This window comes from Bartonella florencae, from assembly GCF_000312525.1.
In the GTDB taxonomy this organism is placed as follows: domain Bacteria; phylum Pseudomonadota; class Alphaproteobacteria; order Rhizobiales; family Rhizobiaceae; genus Bartonella; species Bartonella florencae.
In genome coordinates this window covers 463,523-483,077 of the sequence record NZ_HE997452.1, presented here as the reverse complement: position 1 = coordinate 483,077, position 19,555 = coordinate 463,523, and the positions used below count along the sequence as shown (strand labels likewise).

Below are 19,555 nucleotides of genomic sequence, written 5' to 3'. Positions count from 1 at the left end.
TAAAGTACAAGAGTTATTTTTCCCCTTTGATTTTTTCAAGTTCTTTTTCGACGGTAGCAATCACATTCTCACAAGTGATACCGAAATGTGCATAGAGTGCATCAATTGTTCCACTCGCCCCAAAGCCATCCATACCCATAAAAATACCATCACAACCAATAAAGCGCTCCCACCCTTGGGCAACAGCTGCTTCAAGAGCAATTTTAATGGGCGCATCACCGATGAGAGCACGTTGATAGGAGCGAGATTGTTGATCAAAGAGTTCAAAACAAGGCACAGAAACCACACGGGTTGGAATACCCTTTTCTTCTAACAACGCATGCGCTTGCACTGCAATTTGCAATTCTGAGCCAGAAGCAAACAGGGTCACCTTTGCATCATCACTGGCTGTGAGCAATTCATAAGCACCAAGCATACAGAGGTTTTCTTCTTCATACTCTTGACGCAACAGCGGTAAATTTTGTCGGCTCAAAGCCAAAGTAGAAGGCGTTCCACGTGCTTTCAAAGCCAATTGCCAACATTCGACTGTCTCCATAGCATCAGCGGGGCGGAACACGAAATGGTTGGGCATTGCGCGTAAAGAAGCCAAATGCTCGACGGGCTGATGCGTTGGTCCATCTTCCCCAAGACCAATAGAATCATGGGTCATGACATAAATCACCCGCAATCCCATAAGAGAAGAGAGGCGCATAGCAGGACGCATATAGTCAGAAAAGCATAAAAAGGTTCCCCCATAAGGAATAAAACCGCCATGAAGTGCAAGACCATTCATCACGGCTCCCATAGCATGTTCGCGAATTCCATAATGCAGATAGCGCCCTGAAAAATCTTCAGCAGAGATCGCTTTCATCTGGCTGCTTTTCGTATTATTAGAGCTGGTCAAATCAGCAGAGCCACCAATAGTCTCCACAACGACCTCGTTGATCACCTCAAGAGCCATTTCCGAAGCCTTACGGGTAGCAACCACAGGGTGCTCTTCAACGAGCTTCTGTTTATAAGCATCGATAGCACCGTCAAATCCACCCAACAGATCACCACGCATCAACCTTTCAAACTCCACGCGTTCTGACACGGGAAGCTCTGCCAATTTTGCTTCCCACTTTTGGCGCTTTTTAGCAGCATTAAGACTAGCCAAGCGCCAATTATCGAGAATATCAGCAGGAATAACGAAAGGCTGCGCCTCCCACCCTAAAGCGATACGGGTTTCCGTAATTTCCCGTGCTCCCAAAGGGGATCCATGAACTTTATTGCTTCCCGCTTTATTTGGTGCTCCAAAGCCAATGGTTGTTTTACAAGCGATCAACGTCGGTTTATCAGAATTTTGAGCCTCTTCAATAGCATGTGCAATTGCTTTTTGGTTATGTCCATCGATTTTATGTGTATTCCAACCAGATGCCTTAAAACGCGCTATCTGATCTGTACTATCAGCGAGGGAAATTTCACCATCGATAGAAATATTATTATCATCCCACAGCACAATAAGCTTATTGAGTTTCAAATGGCCAGCCAAGGAAAGTGCTTCCTGAGAAATTCCTTCCATCAAGCACCCATCGCCAACCAACGCATAAGTATAATGATTAATGAGATCACCAAAACGGGCATTTTGTAGGCGCTCAGCAATTGCCATTCCCACAGCATTTGCTAAACCTTGTCCGAGGGGTCCAGTGGTTGTTTCAATACCGGCAGCGTGTCCATATTCTGGATGTCCAGCAAGCTTTGACCCCAATTGGCGAAAATTTTTGAGATCTTCAAGAGAGATTTCTTCATAACCGGAAAGATAAAGCAAGGCGTAAAGCAACATCGACCCATGCCCTGCTGATAACACAAAGCGATCACGATCTGGCCAATGCGGATGTTTCGGATCATGGGCAAGGAACTTTGTATAAAGAACGGTAGCAATATCGGCAGCGCCCATTGGCAAACCAGGATGCCCAGAATTTGCTTTTTCAATCGCATCAATGGCAAGAAAACGAATAGCATTAGCCATCTGATTCTGTTGTTCAGTATTTGTCATAAATGATAGACCATTTCGTTAAACAGGTTATTTTATTGCTTTTTACGTATTCTTTTATAACTTTGAGAAAGATTTTTTCATCCTCAAGGTCAGACTTTTTCATCACGTAAGTAATTAATACATTCCCCTCACGCATCTTTTTAGACATAATCATTTATGCCAATACTCTCAAAAAATCCAGCTTTTAATTAACTTTTAATTAATGTGTATTTTCTGCCTTGCTTGCTAAAATATTCTACATACTTAAAAATAAAATTCACGCAAGAAAAGAAAATGAGTGATTCGTTTTTGTATAAAAAACTGTTATAAAGAGGCAATCACCCAAGGGATAGGAATATTATGAATCAAGAAACTACGGTTCTCCCCCATGCTTTGGAGCAATTAGAAAAAGCATTAAGAACCTTAGAAATCACCATTATAAACCGCAATGCCGTTATCGATAAAAACAACGAATGGGAAGAAGAAATACAAAGAACGAACGCTGATCGTAGCCATCTTGCCCAAGCGCTTGATAAAACAGAAGCCCAAGTTGAGCGTCTAGAGGCAGCAAACAAAGAAGTTTCCAAACGTTTAATTAAAGCGATGGAAACGATTCGTGTCGTCATTGATAGATAGAAGGTTTGAATATATGGAAACTGTTTCTGTCACCATTGATGGCAAAGTTTATCGCATGGCTTGCAATAAAGGACAAGAGGAGCATCTTATTGAACTTGCGGGGCGCTTAGACCAATATATCGCACATTTAAAGAAAAATTTTGGTGAAATTGGCGACCATCGTCTATCCGTCATGGCCGGTATTATGATTATCGATGAAATGGAAGAAATACAACGAGAAAATAAAAAACTCCAAGAAGATTACCAAGCTCTTTTGCGGCTACACAATGAAAGAGATCGCACTATGGGGAGAATTATACGAAACACCACAGAACGCATTGAAAAACTCACCAATCAATTGCTTCAGGACAACCAAACCAGCTTTGATGTTGAAGAACAAGAAAATTCATAAAGAGACATCAATTCTGATCTGCAATTGACCAGCGACACAAATCTTAAAAAGATCAGCATACCGAGAAAATGGTAAAAGCCTCGTGCACATTGCAAGAGCAGCAAATAAAAAATATTCTCCCCCTCAAAAAGCCCCTCTCATAAGTGGGATGAGGCAAAATTCATCCTTCCCACTTTACATACAATGAACAGCAACAGCAGCATCATGCTTTTGAGCTCTTGTCAATTTTGCTTCCCACACAGATGTAGCTCTAAATCAAAACCAAACACTGTGCGGTTTACACGAGAGGTAATAAGATATAATGAGGCCTATCTTTACGTTCCGGTAAAGCACACCCCCAGACTTCCTAAAGCGGTGCAAGCAACGATAGCGGCGAGCATCTGTTTCAGCGATCTATCACGCAAGCAAGAAAAATGACATACATTCGCGTCGACTCTGGAAAAGGAACCCAAACCTGAGCCGCATAGGTGTGATCTTATGCGATGTAGAGACAAATAGAGGATCGATCATCAGCCCACCTACTTAAGAACAAAGAGCGGCAGCGGATCCAGCAGACAATATCAGTGCACCATAACAGCAGCACTGAGCGCATAAAGGGTTTTTAAACATCAAAAAACTCTGCCTATCTCAAACAGCTGACAAATACAATGCAACGCAAAACATAAAGAAGTCCATGCCGAAACGTTTCTGTTAAAGCCCCTTTGTTCCATCTTGAGAAACTGTAGCAATACGCAAAAGATTTGTTGCACCAGGCGTACCAAGGGGCACACCTGCTGTTACAAGGAATTGGTCTCCTGCTTGGCAAAAGCCTTCTTGAAAAGCAATTGCTGCGGCACGATCAACCATATCCTCCAAATCGCGTGCATCTTCAGTTACCACACAATGCAGCCCCCAAACCAAAGCCAAACGCCGTGCTGTTTCAACAATAGGTGATAAAGCAATAATAGGTCTATTGGGACGCTCCCGTGAAGCACGCACACCCGTGGTGCCTGAAGTGGTGTAAGCAACAATAACTGCCAATGCAAGGGTTTCAGCAATTTGTCGTGCCGCCAGAGAAATGGCATCGGTTCCTGTTGTCTGGGGAGCAGGATGCGCTGCTCCAATCTGAGTCGCATAGGTGTGATCTTGTTCGATGTGCCGCGCAATACGATCCATCATCAACACGGCTTCTTCAGGATAAAGACCAGCAGCAGACTCAGCAGACAACATCACAGCATCACTGCCTGCATACACCGCTGTAGCAACATCCGAAACTTCTGCACGCGTTGGCACAGGAGAGCTAATCATAGATTCGAGCATTTGTGTTGCCACCACCACCGGTTTTCCTGCTAAACGACAGGCTCTGATCAATTCTATCTGCAGTGCAGGAATCTTTTCCAATGGCATTTCCACACCAAGATCTCCCCGTGCAATCATAATACCATCACAGATATCAATAATTTTTTCTATATGCTCTAAGGCTTGAGGTTTTTCAATTTTAGCCATCAACGACACTTTATTTTTCGTCAATTGGCGCACTGCCATAATATCTTCTGGGCGTTGAATAAAAGAAAGGGCTACCCAATCCACAGGTTGTTGCAAAACAGCCTGAAGATCAGTCTTATCCTTTTGTGTTATCGAACCAAAAGGTAAAACGGTATCGGGAAAACTCACACCTTTTCGATCAGAAATACGGGTTCCAGCAACCACGCGACACTCAACCAAATTCCCCTTACACAGCTGTGCACGCAGTTCCAACTTTCCATCATCAACCAAAAGCCGATCCCCTGGTTTCACAGCCGCTAAAACATCCTTATGTGGAAAATAAACGCGCTGTGCATCACCTGGCACATCACGATCATCCAAGGTAAAGCTTTGCCCAACACGCAAATCCTCATATCCTTTAGTAAAATGTCCGATACGCAATTTTGGTCCTTGCAAATCTACCAAAATACCGATGGGGCGTTGAACGATTTTTTCCACTTCGCGGATATGCCTGACCAACTCCCCCATTTTTTCTCGGTCCGTGTGGCTCATATTTAAGCGAAAAACATCTGCTCCCGCCCTAAAAAGCTTTTCGATCATAGCAAGAGAAAAAGAAGAAGGACCAAGAGTAGCAATAACTTTTACTTTACGAGCACGCTTCAAGGCTGCGTCCCTCCTGAAAAAGAAGAAGAAGAATTGATAACCGAATCATTTAACAAAGACTCATCCGTTAACTGTATCATCCAACTGGTTTGATTACCTGTATCAATTTCCTTAAACTCAGCCTTTTGATAGCCTCGAGGAAAACAATCATGAACCCCTTGAATAGTAAATTGGCTATCTTGCACACACATGGTTATAGAACCTGACCAGTTGCTTTTTTTCTGTGCACCTTCGGCATAAAAATAATAAAACCGTGAAGAAAGTGGCCCCTCAATTAAAGTTTTACACCCTGCCTCTGGTAGCACCCACCATCCCTCACTCACCCAACCTGCAAGCGTAGGATAGCCAAGAGCAACACCAACGGACTGTTGAGTGTTATTACAAACTCTAAAATCAGCTTTTGCAAAAACCACAAATGAGCACGACAGCAAAATGCTCACGAGAAAAACTTTTAGTTTCCCTCCTCTCCATTTTTGTTTTTTGACAACCACAAGACCTCCTTTATCATGCAAGTGATGAAAACAAAGCACACAGCCCTTTTCTTTTTTAAAAACCTTTCAATCTATAGAGGTGTATTTTTATCCTTTTTTACTTCTGAGTGTCTTTTTATCAATGCATAATTTTAAAATTTTACAAAATATTTAAAGTCAATTTGTAAAAAAACGATACAGCTTGATTAACTTTGTGTTTTTCAAGTTTTTCCAACAAAAATTTATCGCTGACAAAAACAGCTTACAATATAAAGTCCGGAGAAAAATGCAATGAACACAGTAACTGATGAAACACATGCTATATCCGTAAACCAATTGCGCGCTTTTATCGAGCGTATTGAACGATTAGAAGAAGAAAAAAAACCATTTCTGAGGATATTAAAGAGGTCTATGCCGAACTGAAAGGGTCTGGCTTTGATAGTAAAGCTGTTCGAAGTATTATACGGCTGCGTAAAAAAGAAGAACACGAACGCATGGAAGAGGAAGCTATCATCCAGCTTTATAAAGAAGCACTTGGTATGAGCTAATACCTTTTCCCATCTTCTCAAAATGAGAAAGAGAAAGAATCAGACAGAGAGACTTCTGCCAAAACAAAAATAGGCTATTATAAACTATTCATGTAACTTGTGAGGAGAAGAGAGCCAACACGTTGCATGAAGGGGGGGATACATTCCTAAGCAAAACAAAGTGCATAGAATAGAATGCCGCCATAAGATACCATTATATTGCTAACATGCGCTTATCTTAATAAAAACGCCTCGCGACAAACCTTAACCCATTTCATGCTAGGCCCAAATGTGTAAAGTGCCCCTAAATGATCTCATGCGTGCTCCTTGAAGAGTTGCTGAAGAATCTCATGAAAAGCGATAACACTAAAATCATGAGACGATCTTTACGTTGAATCAAAATATAAACCGGCACGCTCATGATACTTTCTCCAATAGTGCAAAAACTCTTAAGCCGTCTGAGAGTATTCACAACAGACATTTTTTTCCTTCTCTTCAAGATTTTTCACTCCCTTCTCCTTAATAATATGCAAGGAGAAGGGTTTTACTTGATTTACCATCAAGAGATTTGCAATAAGTCCTCTAATATTTGTGCTTCTTTACTCAAGATATGCATTTTTGCACAAATCAAATGGCAAAAGAGCTAATAAAGATCTCGCCATAAAATTCCACAAAACTCCCATAAAAAATTGACTCTAACAAGAAAGACACCGCCCATAAGCATAAAGAATTTACGCCCTAAAAGAGCACATCAAAGCTTCGCATTTTAGAGTAAGCACATAAGAGTTCTATACAGAGGAGTCATTTTAAAAGAAAACAATCACCGCAAAGTATAATTAAAAGCAATGATATATGATGAAAAGAATAGCCAATTATAACTTTTTCCTCTCATTTTATAGCCTTCTATAGTCTTCAATACCCTTTAGGCAAAATCGAGCGCCTTTAACAAAATCCCCCCTTAATTTCCTCGCCTTTTACCATAAATTTCCCGAAAACGAAAAAGACATATAAAAAGAGACACGAAAGAGATTAAGAAAACATATTTTCATGGAGAGATGGCGATGACAATTACAACAAAACGCACAATTTCCACCTTGATCCGTTTAGAGGATGCAGCTGAACTCTCTTCCTATCACCTGCGCAATGAAAACCATCTTCGTCCCTTTGAACCGGTAAGATCTGATGATTACCACACCCTAAAAGCTTGGGAAATACGTGCAAAGGCTTTTGCACATGAAAGCGTACAAGGATGCGCCTATCGCTATGTCACACGATTGAAAAATGACAGTACCATTATTGCCGTAGTGAATTTTACCAATGTGGTTCGCGGTGTTTTTCAAGCCTGCCATCTTGGTTTTTCTCTAGATGAAAAACAACAAGGCCAAGGTCTCATGTTCGAGATTTTATCTTCTCTCATACGCCATATCTTTGATGTTTACCATCTGCATAGAGTAATGGCCAATTATATGCCAGAAAATATCAAAAGCGAAAATTTATTGCAGCGCCTTGATTTTGAAAAAGAAGGCTACGCCAAAGACTATCTGATGATTTCTGGTCAATGGAGAGATCACATTCTCACCTCTCGCATTCATGCTCCTTATAACCCAAAAGAGCAGAATAAAGCATCATAAGGCATTTTTACCCGTTGCGTAAAGATATATTGCACCCCTCTTTAGGAGGATATTTTCTACATCTCTTCACCCTCCGCGCATTGATGTTCTTCGTATAAAAATTCAAGTTGCAATCATTGTTTTTTGCGCAACTTTTTTCCTCTCCAATGCACACACAGATCTTATAAAAAAGACAGAAAGGCAACCAAGACAAAGCATGAGCTCAATCTATAAAGATACTCTTGCAAAAGATTAACGCTAAAACGTTTTTATGATTGCATACACTCACTATCTTCACGCAACAATTCAAGTTCTAACCATTCTTCTTCTTTGGCTGTAAAACTTTTTTTCTTCTCTTCTAGTGTTTTTGATAAACGCTCAAAACGCTCCCTATCGCTGCAATAGAGTGCAGGATCAGAAAGTTCTTGTTCAATTTTTTTAATTTCATTCTGCAAAGCAGCGATTTGTTCAGGCAATTTTTCCAGCGCATAAACTTGCTTATAAGAAAGCTTACGCGGCCTTTTTTTCTCCTGCCCCATCAAGCCGCGATTTGTTGACGCATTAAGATCTTCACCCCCGCATGTACGAGGATTTTTTGGCACTTTACACTGTGATAATGCCTTATCTTTGCGCCGCAACAATGCAGCTTGCTTATTTTGTGCAGTCATATCACTATAGCCACCAGCATATAAAATCCACTGACCATCGCCTTGAGGCGCCAACATATGGGTCACGGTGCGATCTAAAAAGTCTCGGTCATGGCTTACCAACAACACTGTTCCAGCAAAATCAGCGATAAATTCCTGTAACAAATCCAATGTTTCCATATCCAAGTCATTGGTTGGTTCATCAAGAATCAAAAAATTTGCCGGACGTGAAAGCAGTCTGGCAAGCATAAGGCGTGCTCTTTCTCCCCCTGAAAATTCTTTGAGTGGAGTCCGTGCTTGTTCGGGTAAAAACAAAAAATCTTTCATATAAGAAACCACATGGCGCTCTTGCCCATTGATCACAAGAGTCTCTCCCCTCCCCTCTGTGAGATAATGCGCTAAAGTTTCTTCTTCATTGAGAATACGCTGTTGATCAAGCCAAGCCATAGAAAGGTTATATCCATGCCTCACCGTTCCACTATCCAGCGGTTCCTGCCCAATTAAAGTGGAAATCAGTGTTGTTTTTCCGATCCCATTAGGCCCCACCAAACCGATTCGATCGCCACGCTGAATACGTAAAGAAAAATCTTTAACAATCACGCGCTCACCATAGGATTTTGAAATTCTCTTTGCTTCTAGCACCAATTGGCCAGACTCATGACTTTTAGCGGCGCTCAACAGCGCCTTTCCCGGTTGCCCTTTATAGGTTTGATGACGCAGTCGCAGTCCTTTTAACTCTCCCAGACGGCGCACATTGCGTTTACGCCGTGCGCTCACCCCATAACGCAACCATTGTTCTTCACGAACAATCTGCCGCCCTAATTTATGCTGCTCGAGAACTTCTTCTTGCAATGCTTTATCGCGCCAATTTTCAAATTCTGAAAAACGCTTCTCCAGCCTTTTGGTGACACCTCGATCAAGCCATAGCGTTGAGTGGGTAACATTTTCCAAAAATCGCCGATCATGGGAAATCACTACAATGGCTGAACGTAAAGCACATAACACCCCCTCCAGCCATTCAATGGTTGGCAAATCAAGATGGTTTGTTGGTTCATCTAAGAGAAGAATATCGGGTTTTGCAGCAAGAGCGCGCAACAGAGAAAGGCGCCGCTTTTCTCCCCCAGAAAGGGTGGCTAATTTTTCAGTTCCCACAAATCCCAGATTTGTGCGAAGTTTGTGTACCCACGCAACATCAGGGTTATTATCCAGCCCCGCTTCTATATAAGCGTTAATATCTTCAAAACCTGCATAATCAGGACTTTGCGCGACATAACGCAGTGTGACATGAGGGTGGCGAAAAATTTCGCCACCACTAGGCTCTATCATTCCTGCAGCAATTTTTAACAGCGTTGATTTTCCACAACCATTACGTCCCACCAAGGCAATACGCGCTCCTTGCTCAACCGATAAGCAAGCTTGGTTGAGCAAAGGCGTTGTTCCAAAGGTTAGGAAAATGCGGTCAAGCCGCAGGAGCGGCACCACCATTAATGAGCATGGTAGGGACAAGGTGCCTTATACATCACACCTCTTCCATCACGATAAGTACACAATTGTGGAGCGTGCACTTTTTGCGCACAAGGCGCTTTGTAATAGTGACCTTTACGCCCACGATACGTGCACAATGGCTGCTGCTGAACAATAATCTGCCGTCTTTGTTGTCTTTTCTGGTTTACAGCAGCCCCTGTTACTGTTCCTGCCAAAGCACCAAATGCTGCTCCGGTCAAAGCTGCTCCAGGAGCACTTCCTCCAATTGCTGTTCCCGCCAAAGCACCTATTGCTGCTCCACCAACGCCGTAACGTGCAACGCGCTCATCATTTGCGGTACAAGCCACGGTACTTAAACCAATGGCTGAAACAACGGCCACTTTTAAAAATGATTTTAGCATATTAAAACCTCTCCTTAATCATACATAAATATATCATTCATGCCGGCACTTCATCACTTTGCCCCCCCTACCCTTACTCAAATATACCGGAAGAGCTTTATGAAATAGGTACAGACGCCAACAATATAGCTTTTCCAGAACCTAAATAGCAAGAAAAGGTTCCACAAATACGGTTAGAAAGTGTTAAAGAAGAACCAAAAGACACATTTTTATTACAAAGCGGCCATTTTACTCCTGAAAGCATTAAGCCTTGTAAATCAGAAAAACCGATAATACTAAACAAACAGCCATCAGGTAAATCATATGACATAAGCTTTGGTAAAATTGGCCATCCTTCCTCAAGGCCACTTGTCAACAACACTGTAAGACCTTTATCAGCCATTGCCAATGCCATTGTCATATGAGAAAGACTATGATCACTCCGCTCTCCTCCAAAAGCACCACACAAAATAAGTTTTTTGGCGCCCTTTTGCAGAGCTCTCTCACATGCCAAAGCACTATCAGTCATATCTTTATCAGAAGGAAAAACCTCACGCGCCACATGACGATATTGGCTTATCAAGGTCTGATCAGAGGAATCGAAATCTCCCAACCACAATTCCGGCATCACATGAAGTGCAGCGGCATGACGCATTCCACCATCAGCAGCAATCACCCGACTATTGTGAATTTGAGCGAGCAATCGATCAGTGATACAGACATCTCCATTTAACAATATTGTAAATGTTGTCATTCTATACTCTGCCTTCCGTAATGTTTTTCCTTATAGAGCATCTTTTTCTAAAAAAGAGCCATTTCTTGTCGACAATAACCATGCTATATCCAGAAGAATCCCAAGAGATCCTAAAAGAATCCTTATTAAAAAGTTTCTTCTTACCTGTAAAAAACACGTACAAAGATACAAATGAAATTTGCCAGAATACAGTCCAAAAACAAAGTATACAAGAGGCATCACCCTCCAATTTTTCAACGAAACTTTTGTTTTTGCACTGAGATTTATAGAGCATCTCTCATAGGCCTCACTGTTCTCCTTTCTGCTTGCCATACGCATTTTCCCAAAAATGATATGCTTTTTTCCGATTCTTCTGAAACGATCAAACGTGCCAGCAAGAACAATATCTATGTCACATTAAGCGCTCTACAACACCCACGTATTTTGCAAAAATATGGCGGAACCTATCATGAGGCAAAACTTGAACGTCTCTTGGCAAAGATTGTGCAAAAACTGGCAGCGGCAGCCGTTTCACAAAAAAATTCTCAGCCACACTATTCTGTCACAATCTTAAATTCAGAGAGCATCAATGCATTTGCTCTCCCCAATGGCTCTATCTACATCACCCGTGGCATGCTTGCATTGGCCAATGATTGTTCAGAAATTGCAGCAATTCTGGCCCATGAAATAGCCCATATTACTGCCAATCACGGAATTTTACGCCTGCAAAAGAAAGCCGAATTAAAAAGTGCACAGCATATATCGTCACACCTCTTCACCCATGATGCAAGCAAACTTTACAATCCCATAAAAGAGCAGCAACAATTGGCACAATTTTCACGCAATCAGGAACTTCAAGCCGATTCCATTGCCCTAGAGATGCTCAAACAAGCGGGCTATGATCCGTTTGCCTCCCCGCGCTTTCTCCAATCGATGGAAGCTTATAGCGCTTTTCGTCATTTCTCAGGCACGACAAGTAGCTCCTCAGACTTCCTAGCAAATCATCCAAGCACTCCACAACGAATTCGTCTAGCGAAAAAAAAAGCACATAAAATCAGTAGAGGATACAGAGGAAACACGGATTGTGATTCTTTTTTAAAAAGCATTGATGGCATGATCTTTGGTGGAAGCGCTCAAACAGGTTTTGTGCGAGAAAACCATTTTATCCACCCGCAATTGCGTGTAGCTTTTTCCGTTCCCCATAATTTCACAATAGAAAATTCAGCGCACACCGTTTGGGCCAGCGGACCAGAAAAAATTGCCATTCGTTTTGATTCTCTACCACGCGTTTTTGAAAGATCTGCCAGCAATTATTTGAAAAGTGGCTGGATTACAGGATTAGACGAATCATCTATTCACCCCATCACCCTTCAAGGGCTGTCTGGAGCACGTGGACGAGCAACCAATGAACAGTGGCAATTTGATGTGGTTGTCATTTTGTTCAACAACCATATTTTTCGTTTTTTAACTGCAGCACCACATGATTCTCAACATTTTGCAGCGATTGCCGCACAAACGGTACAAGGCTTTCAGACCCTTTCATCCTCACAGTTAAAAAAGCTGAAACCCTTGAGAATCCGTATTGTGCAGGTTAAGCGGGGAGAAAGCGTTACAACCCTTGCCAATAAAATGCAAAACACCCTGCATAAAGAAAAGCTCTTTCGCATACTCAATGGGCTTTCCCCCACGCAAACGATACGCGAAGGGACAAATGTCAAAATCATCATAGAATAAGAGCAACTTTTTATCATTTTCTGCTTCTGCTCTTTTGATTCTCTTCGATGCTGTGCTTTCTGAAATTTTTTCTGCAGCAAGCAATCCAGCTTTGCGCTCATAACGGGACGCAACACGCCTTCTCATTGCCAAGTAGCTTGCCCCCTCAACGCTTATATTTCGTAAGCATCTTCTGAATGAACGGTAAGGAGAGCAGAACGGAGCTTTTGCAAAGCGCGTGCTTCAATTTGGCGCACACGTTCTTTCGAGATTCCCAACTTTTCGCCCAAAACTTCGAGCGTTGCTCCCTCTTCATTTAGGCGACGAAACCGAATAATTTCAAGCTCTCGTTCATTGAGAATTTGCAAAGCATCATACAGCCATTGTGTCCGTCTTTGACCGTCAATTGTTTGCTCAATTAAAGCATCAGGCAGGGGATTCTCGTCCACCAGAACATCCATTTTAGCAATGGGATTATCACTGTTTTCAGAAATAGAAACACTTAAAGAATTATCAGAACTGGAAAAACGAAAATCCATTGTTTCCACATCACGCACAGAAACGCCAAGCTTTTCAGCAATTGTGCGAAACATATCTTGCTTTGAAAGAGCATTATCATCCTGCACCAATTTTGCCCGCAGACGGCGAAGATTAAAGAAAAGGGCTTTTTGCGAAGAACTGGTTCCCCCTCGAACAATAGACCAATTTCGTAAAATATAATCTTGAATAGAAGCACGTATCCACCATGTTGCATAAGTTGAAAAACGCACTTCGCGATCAGGTTCAAAACGTGCAGCAGCTTCCAATAACCCCACATAACCTTCTTGTACCAGATCCCCCAACGGCATTTTGAAACGTTTAAAACGGTTAGCAATCGCAATCACCAAACGCATATGAGCAGCTGCAATTTGATGCATAGCATCATCATCACGTTTATCTTTCCACCGCAGAGCCAAATCATGCTCTTTTTGTCGTTCAAGATAAGGCGCTTGCATAGCAGAACGCATCATATCACGTCCCAAGCTTTTATCTGCGTCGCTATAATTTTTGCTGCCTTTGTAAACAGCATTTGAAAGATTACCCATAATAACCCCTTGCGATTAAAATTATCAAAATTGATTTGGTAACGACATCACTGTTCTTTCTTAAAAAAAGAACGTTAAAGTTGTTTATTCATATATCACTACTTTAACGTGTAATTTTATAATCGCAACGGTTTTTTTTATAATCATCGTAAAACTTATTCACATTAAAAGATAATTTTACTTACAAAACAGCAGACAATAGGCCTGTTATCAGCAAAAGATGTCCAAGAAAACTTCCCTTCTCATATTTTTCGACAAAACAGAAAAAGGAAAAAGATCAGAAAAAACGAATGCTGTTTTTTTAACTATCGGCTTACTTAATCGCTTAAATAAAGATCTTATTATATGCTTTTATCTTTACAATGCAACCAATACGTGTAATTACCCTCTATGAAATATTGCAAGATAAACGAAAAAATGAAAATATTTAAAGCTAAGGGAGCAAAAAGAAACGTCAAAAAGCGACAAGAATGATTGAAGCAAAGGCAACAAACGTGTTAAAGGAAAAGCATAATGATGGAATTATCAAGAATAAGCTTTTTACCAGTCTAGTACTGAGAAAGAAAATACCCATGGATAGCAAGATTGTTCAACAGAATACTATTTTTCAGGATGATATTCTTATTGAAAAACATGGCAATGGCAAATTTGAAGGTTTTCGTTTTTATGCCAACAAGACCAAGAGTGATCAAGCAACAGATATGCAAAATTCCATAGAGAATGAAAATTTGATTCTTGCTTTTTCCAAACGTGCAATGCGTTTTTCTGCTTGTGCCAATAAAGATTTTACCCTTAGTTCTGATGGGATTGTGCGCTGGATTGGTCAACCCGTAGGGCAACTTGTTGCAGCAGAAGATTTTTTAAAACCCAAGCTGATTGTTTTAGCAGATGCGCAATTAACCGGAGAAGCTCGCGATAGCGTGGTAAAACGCTTAGAGCGTTTTGTGACCTTTCATTTTGAAACAGCTCTCCAACCACTGTTTGATTTGCGCAATGCTGATAATTTGACGGATTCAACGAGCACTCTTGCTTCAAAACTTATTGATTCTTTAGGCATTTTACCGCGCCGAGAAGTTGCCGAAATTGTTAAAAATCTTGACCAAGAATCACGTTCTGTGCTGAGACGGCTAGGTGTGCGTTTTGGGGCTTTTCATATTTATATTGCAGGAATGTTAAAACCAGTTCCCGTTCAAGCTGTTACACTGTTATGGAATCTTCAAAATGAGGGTCATGACCAAACGGGTTTAGGAGAAATTTTTGCAGCGTTATCTGTTGGACGAACCTCTTTGGCTGTTGATTCTAGTTATAATCAGCAATTTTATCAGTTAGCGGGTTACCGAATTTTAGGACAACGTGCTGTACGCATTGATATTTTGGAACGTCTTGCCAACCTCATCCGCCCTACCCTTCATTGGAAACAAGGCAGCGACCCCAGACCTGAAGGTGCCTATGATGGAAAAAGCTTTTTTGTCACGCCAACCATGATGTCGATTCTTGGAGCCAATGGAACGGATATGGAAGAAATTCTCAAAGGACTTGGCTATCAATCGCGTGCCATAAGCAGTACTGCCTTTGAAGAACATCTCTTGACACATAAGACTTCGGCTCATAGCTGCACAACAGCACAAAATATTCCAGCGGCAGAATGCGTTGGCGCTCAATGGCAAACAATGCCTACCCCACAAGAAGAAACAAATACTGCTTCTCCTTATTTTGAAACACAATCCCATACCATAGATACTTTACCAGCAGCAGAACCTGTTGGCGATTTTGCCAAACAAAAACACATTGCAGCAGAAGAAAAAGTTGTTTTACTATGGCGCTATAATTACCACTTTCAGCACAACACACAAAAAAAGCGTGATAAATCTGGCTATAAGTGGCAAAATAAACCAAAAAAAGCTTTCAAAAAAGGGGAAAGTGCAAATGAAAAGAGTCCTCAAGAGACCACATCACAGAGGAAAGTTTCTTATAAATTTCACAAACATCACAACAAACGTGTGAATAATAAATCACTTCAAAGAGAAAAACTCCCTAATCCGGATTCACCTTTTGCAAAATTAGCAGCACTTCGTGATCAACTCAAAAATAGCAAAGACATAGTTTCCTCCAAAGATCACTAAAATAAAAACGGAGTTCGATCTTGGCCCACGTAGTAACCGACAACTGCATTCACTGCAAATATACGGATTGCGTTGAAGTCTGCCCCGTTGATTGTTTTTATGAAGGTGAAAACATGCTTGTCATTCACCCCGATGAATGCATCGATTGTGGTGTTTGTGTGCCAGAATGCCCAGCAGAAGCCATTTTACCTGATACGGAGCCAGGATTAGAAAAGTGGTTAGAACTTAATCTTCTTTATGCCACCAAATGGCCCAATTTAACCACAAAAAAAGACCCTCTACCTCAAGCAAAAGAATTGGATGGCGTTCCAAATAAATTAGAACAGTATTTTTCAGAAAATCCAGGAAGCGGCGACAAATAATAATACAGTGTATATCACATGCTTGCAGAATAATACTCAGCACAAGGCATTGTATCTGATACAGAGCTAAGTGTAGAAAAATGGTTAAAATTTAAATTTCATTATGCAAATAAATCTCCTCATTGAACGACACAAAAAGATTCAGAGGTTCACTGCCTCCAAATTCACTGCCTCCAAATTCACTGCCTCCAAATTCACTGCCTCCAAATTCACTGCCTCCAAATTCACTGCCTCCAAATTCACTGCCTCCAAATTCATTGCCTCCAAATTCATTGCCTCCAAATTCATTGCCTCCAAATTCATTGCCTCCAAATTCATTGCCTCCAAAGAAGAGATAGATAACGTTTAAAATAAATTAAGAAAGTTCTTTTGTAACAATAAAAATTCTTAAGCGAAATGATTGATTCTTTTGAATTTTGATGTTAGTGTTCTCTTTATAAGACTATCTTTCTAAGTATTGTTCATTGCTTTTTTTAGAAAGCAATGTATTTTTTGTTGAATTTAAAAGTACTCAACTTTTATGCTCATTCAATTAGTGTAATATACTTGGTTAAAGAACACTCAACCCTCAGGTTTATAGCCTGTTTTCCGATACATTTGTTGGTCATAAAGGGAGTAAACTAAGATATGGCATCCCAACACGGAACATCCTCCAAGGCTAAAGGTTTTACAACTTCTGAATATATCGTCTATCCAACCCATGGAGTGGGGCAAATTATAGCAATTGAAGATCAAGAGGTTGCAGGACATAAATTAAAACTTTTTGTCATTCATTTTGCGAAAGATAAAATGGATGTTAAAGTCCCCATTGCAAAAGCTATTTCTGTTGGAATGCGCAAATTATCTGCTGTTGACTCTGTTGAACGCGCATTAAAAGTCCTACACGGAAAAGCACGCGTTAAACGCACTATGTGGTCACGTCGTGCTCAAGAATATGATGCTAAAATCAATTCTGGAGATCTCATTTGTATTGCTGAAGTAGTACGCGATCTTTTTCGCTCTAACCTACAGCCTGAACAATCTTACTCTGAGCGTCAACTTTATACTGCTGCACTTGAAAGAATGGCCCGTGAAATTGCTGTGATCAATAGTCTTTCTGAAACAGAAACTATCAATCTCATAGAGATGCATCTCTCAAACAAACCAAAGCGTGAATTTAAAGCGAAAAGAGATGAAGCAACAACAAGTGATGAAGCTGTTTATGCTGTGTAAGAAATAGTTTTTCCATACCATAAAAATGAAACAAAACCGGCATATTGCCGGTTTTTTCATGCCATCAAGTTTTTCATGAAAAAAAATTTCAAAAAATCTACCCAATATCTCCATCCGATAATATATTGCTAAAATGAACAGAACATAAGTATTATTGCAATTTTATATTTGCAAAAAAATTACAATATCAATTTTTCTTGAATTCTTTTATCTTGTGCCTTTAACCCATTCTTTAAGGGAAAGATTTCTCACAAAGCGCACTTATTCAGTCCAAAAGAAAATGATTTCACGCCTCTCTCACAAGCAACAGGGCACACAAAACGCATAGAGAAGCAACCAACTTATCTATCAAGATAACAAGATTGCTCTCATCCACTGCATGAGAAGAAAATTTTATATTTTAATATTCACATTGATAAAAATAACCAAGAATCGCATCAGACTCGTGAACACACAAGTCTGCGCATAAGATGGGTCTTATCACTTCATAAAAAGATAAAACACTCAATCTTTAGGTGTCAAAACCACACGGCCACGATACATCCCTGTTTTCAAATCAACATGATGAGGGCGGCGTAGTTCACCAGAATTTTTATCCTCGATATAAGTTGGCGCCTTCAAGGCATCAGCCGAACGGCGCATACCCCGCTTTGAAGGAGAGGTTTTTCGTTTAGGTACAGCCATAAAGAGACACTCCAAATCCACTAAAACAGAAAAAGCAATGCCAAGAATGACAATGCTTTTATCAAAAACACTATAAAATTTGACTGTCTTATACACTGATTAAACAGAAGAGGCAATGTCAAAAATGACAATACTATTACCACAATGACCAAGATTGATGTCATAAAAGACAATAGCATGACTCAGACTTGAAAGTTTTATACACTGATTAAAAATCTCTCATTGAAGTCTTTCATGCAATTTTTGTTTGGCTTTAGCAGAGACTCTCGCATAGAGTGAGAATAAGGAGCAAAAGGGCAATTGATTTTTTCATAAATGTTAAAGCAAATTGATAAAAACAAGAAAAAGCAACAGCCTTTTTTGTCAGTTCCAAGATTTTATTTTGCTAAACCAAAGGAAGCAAGAATGCACGAATTTACCACCCTTCTTGCAAAGCACGGCCAAAGCGTTGAAAGTCGGCTTAACACACTGCTGAGTGCTCAAACTCAAAAGGGTGAAATTTCCCGCCCTGAGATGTTGATGAAAGCCATGCGTTATGGGGTATTGAATGGTGGAAAACGCCTACGTCCTTTTCTTGTACTTCAAAGCAGTGCCCTTTTTGATATTCCTGCAGAAAACGCTCTTGATGTTGCCTGTGCTTTAGAGTGTGTTCACTGTTATTCGCTTATACATGATGATCTTCCCGCCATGGATAACGACATACTCCGACGTGGCAAACCCACTGTCCACAAAGCATTTGATGAAGCAACAGCGATTCTGGCAGGCAATGCTCTTCTGACATTTGCCTTTGAAATCATTGCCCATAAAACTCACGCAGTTTCTTTTGACAACAGAATAAAGCTGATCACAGCACTTGCACAAGCATCAGGGCTTGGTGGGATGATAGGCGGTCAAATGCTTGACATTGAAGCAGAAAAAAAACCGCAAGAAAGCGATGATATTATCACACTACAACGCATGAAAACGGCTGCTCTTATAAGCTTTGCTTGCCAAGCAGGAGCAATCATCGCCAATGCTTCGCAAGAATTGACAGAAAAACTTACTACTTTTGGCACCTATCTTGGTTTAGCCTTTCAATTAACCGATGACCTTCTTGATGTCACCACCAGCAGCGAAATTCTGGGCAAAACTGCTGGCAAAGATGAATCTGCACAAAAAGCCACTTTTGTTCGTCTTTATGGCATTGAAGAAACACAAAAAAAGCGAGACGAACTGATTGCTAAAGCAGAAACGCTTCTTCTCCCTTTTGGTCCCAAAGCAAAACCACTCCAACAAGCTGCTCGCTTTAGTGCAACACGTAAGAATTAACTCCCCATCCACCACTAAAAACACTCAAAACAAAGCATAAGAAGAGAAACAAACGGGACGTCTGTTACC

The 19,555-nt window shown here is 40.8% G+C and carries 17 protein-coding genes and 1 pseudogene; 9 read left to right on the top strand and 9 right to left on the bottom strand.

From position 1 onward, the window contains the following. Window positions 1-13: 13 nt before the first annotated feature. On the bottom strand, window positions 14-2,014 hold the full coding sequence (gene tkt / locus BN202_RS04835) for a transketolase (protein ID WP_019219433.1): 2,001 nt from the start codon (window positions 2,012-2,014) through the stop codon (window positions 14-16). Window positions 2,015-2,353: 339 nt separating this feature from the next. On the opposite strand from tkt, the gene BN202_RS04830 reads away from it, so the two are divergent. Together BN202_RS04830 and BN202_RS04825 are read left to right on the top strand one after the other, a co-directional pair. Next, a complete protein-coding gene (locus BN202_RS04830) occupies window positions 2,354-2,629 on the top strand; it encodes a DUF4164 family protein (RefSeq protein ID WP_019219431.1) in 276 nt (91 codons plus the stop codon). A gap of 13 nt (window positions 2,630-2,642) precedes the next feature. Continuing rightward, complete coding sequence (locus BN202_RS04825) at window positions 2,643-3,020, top strand: cell division protein ZapA (protein ID WP_019219430.1); 378 nt, start codon at window positions 2,643-2,645, stop codon at window positions 3,018-3,020. 690 nt (window positions 3,021-3,710) lie between these two features. On the opposite strand, the gene pyk is transcribed toward BN202_RS04825, so the two are convergent. Together pyk and BN202_RS04815 are read right to left on the bottom strand one after the other, a co-directional pair. Continuing rightward, complete coding sequence (gene pyk / locus BN202_RS04820) at window positions 3,711-5,147, bottom strand: pyruvate kinase (protein ID WP_019219429.1); 1,437 nt, start codon at window positions 5,145-5,147, stop codon at window positions 3,711-3,713. Next, window positions 5,144-5,677, bottom strand: coding sequence for a DUF1036 domain-containing protein (locus BN202_RS04815; RefSeq protein WP_019219428.1), 534 nt, complete (start codon window positions 5,675-5,677; stop codon window positions 5,144-5,146). The genes pyk and BN202_RS04815 overlap by 4 nt, the downstream gene beginning before the upstream one ends. A 231-nt stretch (window positions 5,678-5,908) precedes the next feature. On the opposite strand from BN202_RS04815, the pseudogene BN202_RS09460 reads away from it, so the two are divergent. Together BN202_RS09460 and rimJ are read left to right on the top strand one after the other, a co-directional pair. Next, window positions 5,909-6,165: pseudogene (locus BN202_RS09460) on the top strand (DUF2312 domain-containing protein). Between the two features lie 1,040 nt (window positions 6,166-7,205). After that, a complete protein-coding gene (gene rimJ, locus BN202_RS04810; protein ID WP_019219427.1) occupies window positions 7,206-7,775 on the top strand; it encodes a ribosomal protein S5-alanine N-acetyltransferase in 570 nt (189 codons plus the stop codon). Window positions 7,776-8,023: 248 nt separating this feature from the next. Here the strand turns inward: rimJ and BN202_RS04805 are convergent, their stop codons facing one another. The 3 genes from BN202_RS04805 to BN202_RS04795 form a co-directional block, all read right to left on the bottom strand. Then, a complete protein-coding gene (locus tag BN202_RS04805; RefSeq protein WP_019219426.1) occupies window positions 8,024-9,886 on the bottom strand; it encodes an ABC-F family ATP-binding cassette domain-containing protein in 1,863 nt (620 codons plus the stop codon). Next, on the bottom strand, window positions 9,886-10,287 hold the full coding sequence (locus BN202_RS04800) for a hypothetical protein (RefSeq protein WP_019219425.1): 402 nt from the start codon (window positions 10,285-10,287) through the stop codon (window positions 9,886-9,888). The genes BN202_RS04805 and BN202_RS04800 overlap by 1 nt, the downstream gene beginning before the upstream one ends. 97 nt (window positions 10,288-10,384) lie before the next feature. Beyond that, window positions 10,385-11,020, bottom strand: a complete 636-nt coding sequence (locus tag BN202_RS04795) for a thiamine diphosphokinase (RefSeq protein ID WP_019219424.1) — start codon at window positions 11,018-11,020, stop codon at window positions 10,385-10,387. Between the two features lie 171 nt (window positions 11,021-11,191). On the opposite strand from BN202_RS04795, the gene BN202_RS04790 reads away from it, so the two are divergent. Beyond that, window positions 11,192-12,733, top strand: a complete 1,542-nt coding sequence (locus BN202_RS04790) for a M48 family metalloprotease (RefSeq protein WP_034987311.1) — start codon at window positions 11,192-11,194, stop codon at window positions 12,731-12,733. A 152-nt stretch (window positions 12,734-12,885) separates the two neighbouring features. Here BN202_RS04790 and BN202_RS04785 read toward each other — a convergent pair whose 3' ends face one another. After that, window positions 12,886-13,797: an RNA polymerase factor sigma-32 gene (locus tag BN202_RS04785; protein WP_019219421.1), complete on the bottom strand. Its 912-nt coding sequence runs from the start codon at window positions 13,795-13,797 to the stop codon at window positions 12,886-12,888. Between the two features lie 572 nt (window positions 13,798-14,369). On the opposite strand from BN202_RS04785, the gene BN202_RS04780 reads away from it, so the two are divergent. Then, a complete protein-coding gene (locus BN202_RS04780; RefSeq protein WP_034987457.1) occupies window positions 14,370-15,920 on the top strand; it encodes a hypothetical protein in 1,551 nt (516 codons plus the stop codon). 20 nt (window positions 15,921-15,940) lie between these two features. Next, window positions 15,941-16,282 (top strand): ferredoxin FdxA, encoded by a 342-nt coding sequence (gene fdxA, locus BN202_RS04775; protein ID WP_034987307.1) that lies wholly within the window; start codon window positions 15,941-15,943, stop codon window positions 16,280-16,282. 141 nt (window positions 16,283-16,423) lie between these two features. Here fdxA and BN202_RS09455 read toward each other — a convergent pair whose 3' ends face one another. Then, window positions 16,424-16,600 carry a pentapeptide repeat-containing protein gene (locus BN202_RS09455; protein ID WP_019219418.1) on the bottom strand — a complete coding sequence of 59 codons (177 nt, stop codon included), beginning with the start codon at window positions 16,598-16,600 and terminating at the stop codon, window positions 16,424-16,426. Window positions 16,601-16,909: 309 nt separating this feature from the next. Here BN202_RS09455 and BN202_RS04770 point away from each other — a divergent pair, with 309 nt between their 5' ends. Next, entirely contained in the window at window positions 16,910-17,494 is a 585-nt protein-coding gene (locus BN202_RS04770) for a CarD family transcriptional regulator (RefSeq protein ID WP_019219417.1), read from the top strand. Between the two features lie 504 nt (window positions 17,495-17,998). On the opposite strand, the gene rpmF is transcribed toward BN202_RS04770, so the two are convergent. Continuing rightward, window positions 17,999-18,178, bottom strand: a complete 180-nt coding sequence (gene rpmF / locus BN202_RS04765) for a 50S ribosomal protein L32 (RefSeq protein ID WP_034987453.1) — start codon at window positions 18,176-18,178, stop codon at window positions 17,999-18,001. A 405-nt stretch (window positions 18,179-18,583) separates the two neighbouring features. On the opposite strand from rpmF, the gene BN202_RS04760 reads away from it, so the two are divergent. Further along, window positions 18,584-19,486 carry a polyprenyl synthetase family protein gene (locus tag BN202_RS04760; protein ID WP_034987450.1) on the top strand — a complete coding sequence of 301 codons (903 nt, stop codon included), beginning with the start codon at window positions 18,584-18,586 and terminating at the stop codon, window positions 19,484-19,486. Window positions 19,487-19,555: the final 69 nt, after the last annotated feature.

What these genes read in the sequence shown, in the direction of transcription:
- tkt (WP_019219433.1), bottom strand. Translation starts at nt 2,014, where the DNA reads ATGACAAATACTGAACAACAGAATCAGATGGCTAATGCTATTCGTTTT.
- BN202_RS04830 (WP_019219431.1), top strand. Translation starts at nt 2,354, where the DNA reads ATGAATCAAGAAACTACGGTTCTCCCCCATGCTTTGGAGCAATTAGAA.
- BN202_RS04825 (WP_019219430.1), top strand. Translation starts at nt 2,643, where the DNA reads ATGGAAACTGTTTCTGTCACCATTGATGGCAAAGTTTATCGCATGGCT.
- rimJ (WP_019219427.1), top strand. Translation starts at nt 7,206, where the DNA reads ATGACAATTACAACAAAACGCACAATTTCCACCTTGATCCGTTTAGAG.
- BN202_RS04805 (WP_019219426.1), bottom strand. Translation starts at nt 9,886, where the DNA reads ATGGTGGTGCCGCTCCTGCGGCTTGACCGCATTTTCCTAACCTTTGGA.
- BN202_RS04800 (WP_019219425.1), bottom strand. Translation starts at nt 10,287, where the DNA reads ATGCTAAAATCATTTTTAAAAGTGGCCGTTGTTTCAGCCATTGGTTTA.
- BN202_RS04795 (WP_019219424.1), bottom strand. Translation starts at nt 11,020, where the DNA reads ATGACAACATTTACAATATTGTTAAATGGAGATGTCTGTATCACTGAT.
- BN202_RS04790 (WP_034987311.1), top strand. Translation starts at nt 11,192, where the DNA reads ATGAAATTTGCCAGAATACAGTCCAAAAACAAAGTATACAAGAGGCAT.
- BN202_RS04785 (WP_019219421.1), bottom strand. Translation starts at nt 13,797, where the DNA reads ATGGGTAATCTTTCAAATGCTGTTTACAAAGGCAGCAAAAATTATAGC.
- BN202_RS04780 (WP_034987457.1), top strand. Translation starts at nt 14,370, where the DNA reads ATGGATAGCAAGATTGTTCAACAGAATACTATTTTTCAGGATGATATT.
- BN202_RS09455 (WP_019219418.1), bottom strand. Translation starts at nt 16,600, where the DNA reads ATGAATTTGGAGGCAATGAATTTGGAGGCAATGAATTTGGAGGCAATG.
- BN202_RS04770 (WP_019219417.1), top strand. Translation starts at nt 16,910, where the DNA reads ATGGCATCCCAACACGGAACATCCTCCAAGGCTAAAGGTTTTACAACT.
- rpmF (WP_034987453.1), bottom strand. Translation starts at nt 18,178, where the DNA reads ATGGCTGTACCTAAACGAAAAACCTCTCCTTCAAAGCGGGGTATGCGC.
- BN202_RS04760 (WP_034987450.1), top strand. Translation starts at nt 18,584, where the DNA reads ATGCACGAATTTACCACCCTTCTTGCAAAGCACGGCCAAAGCGTTGAA.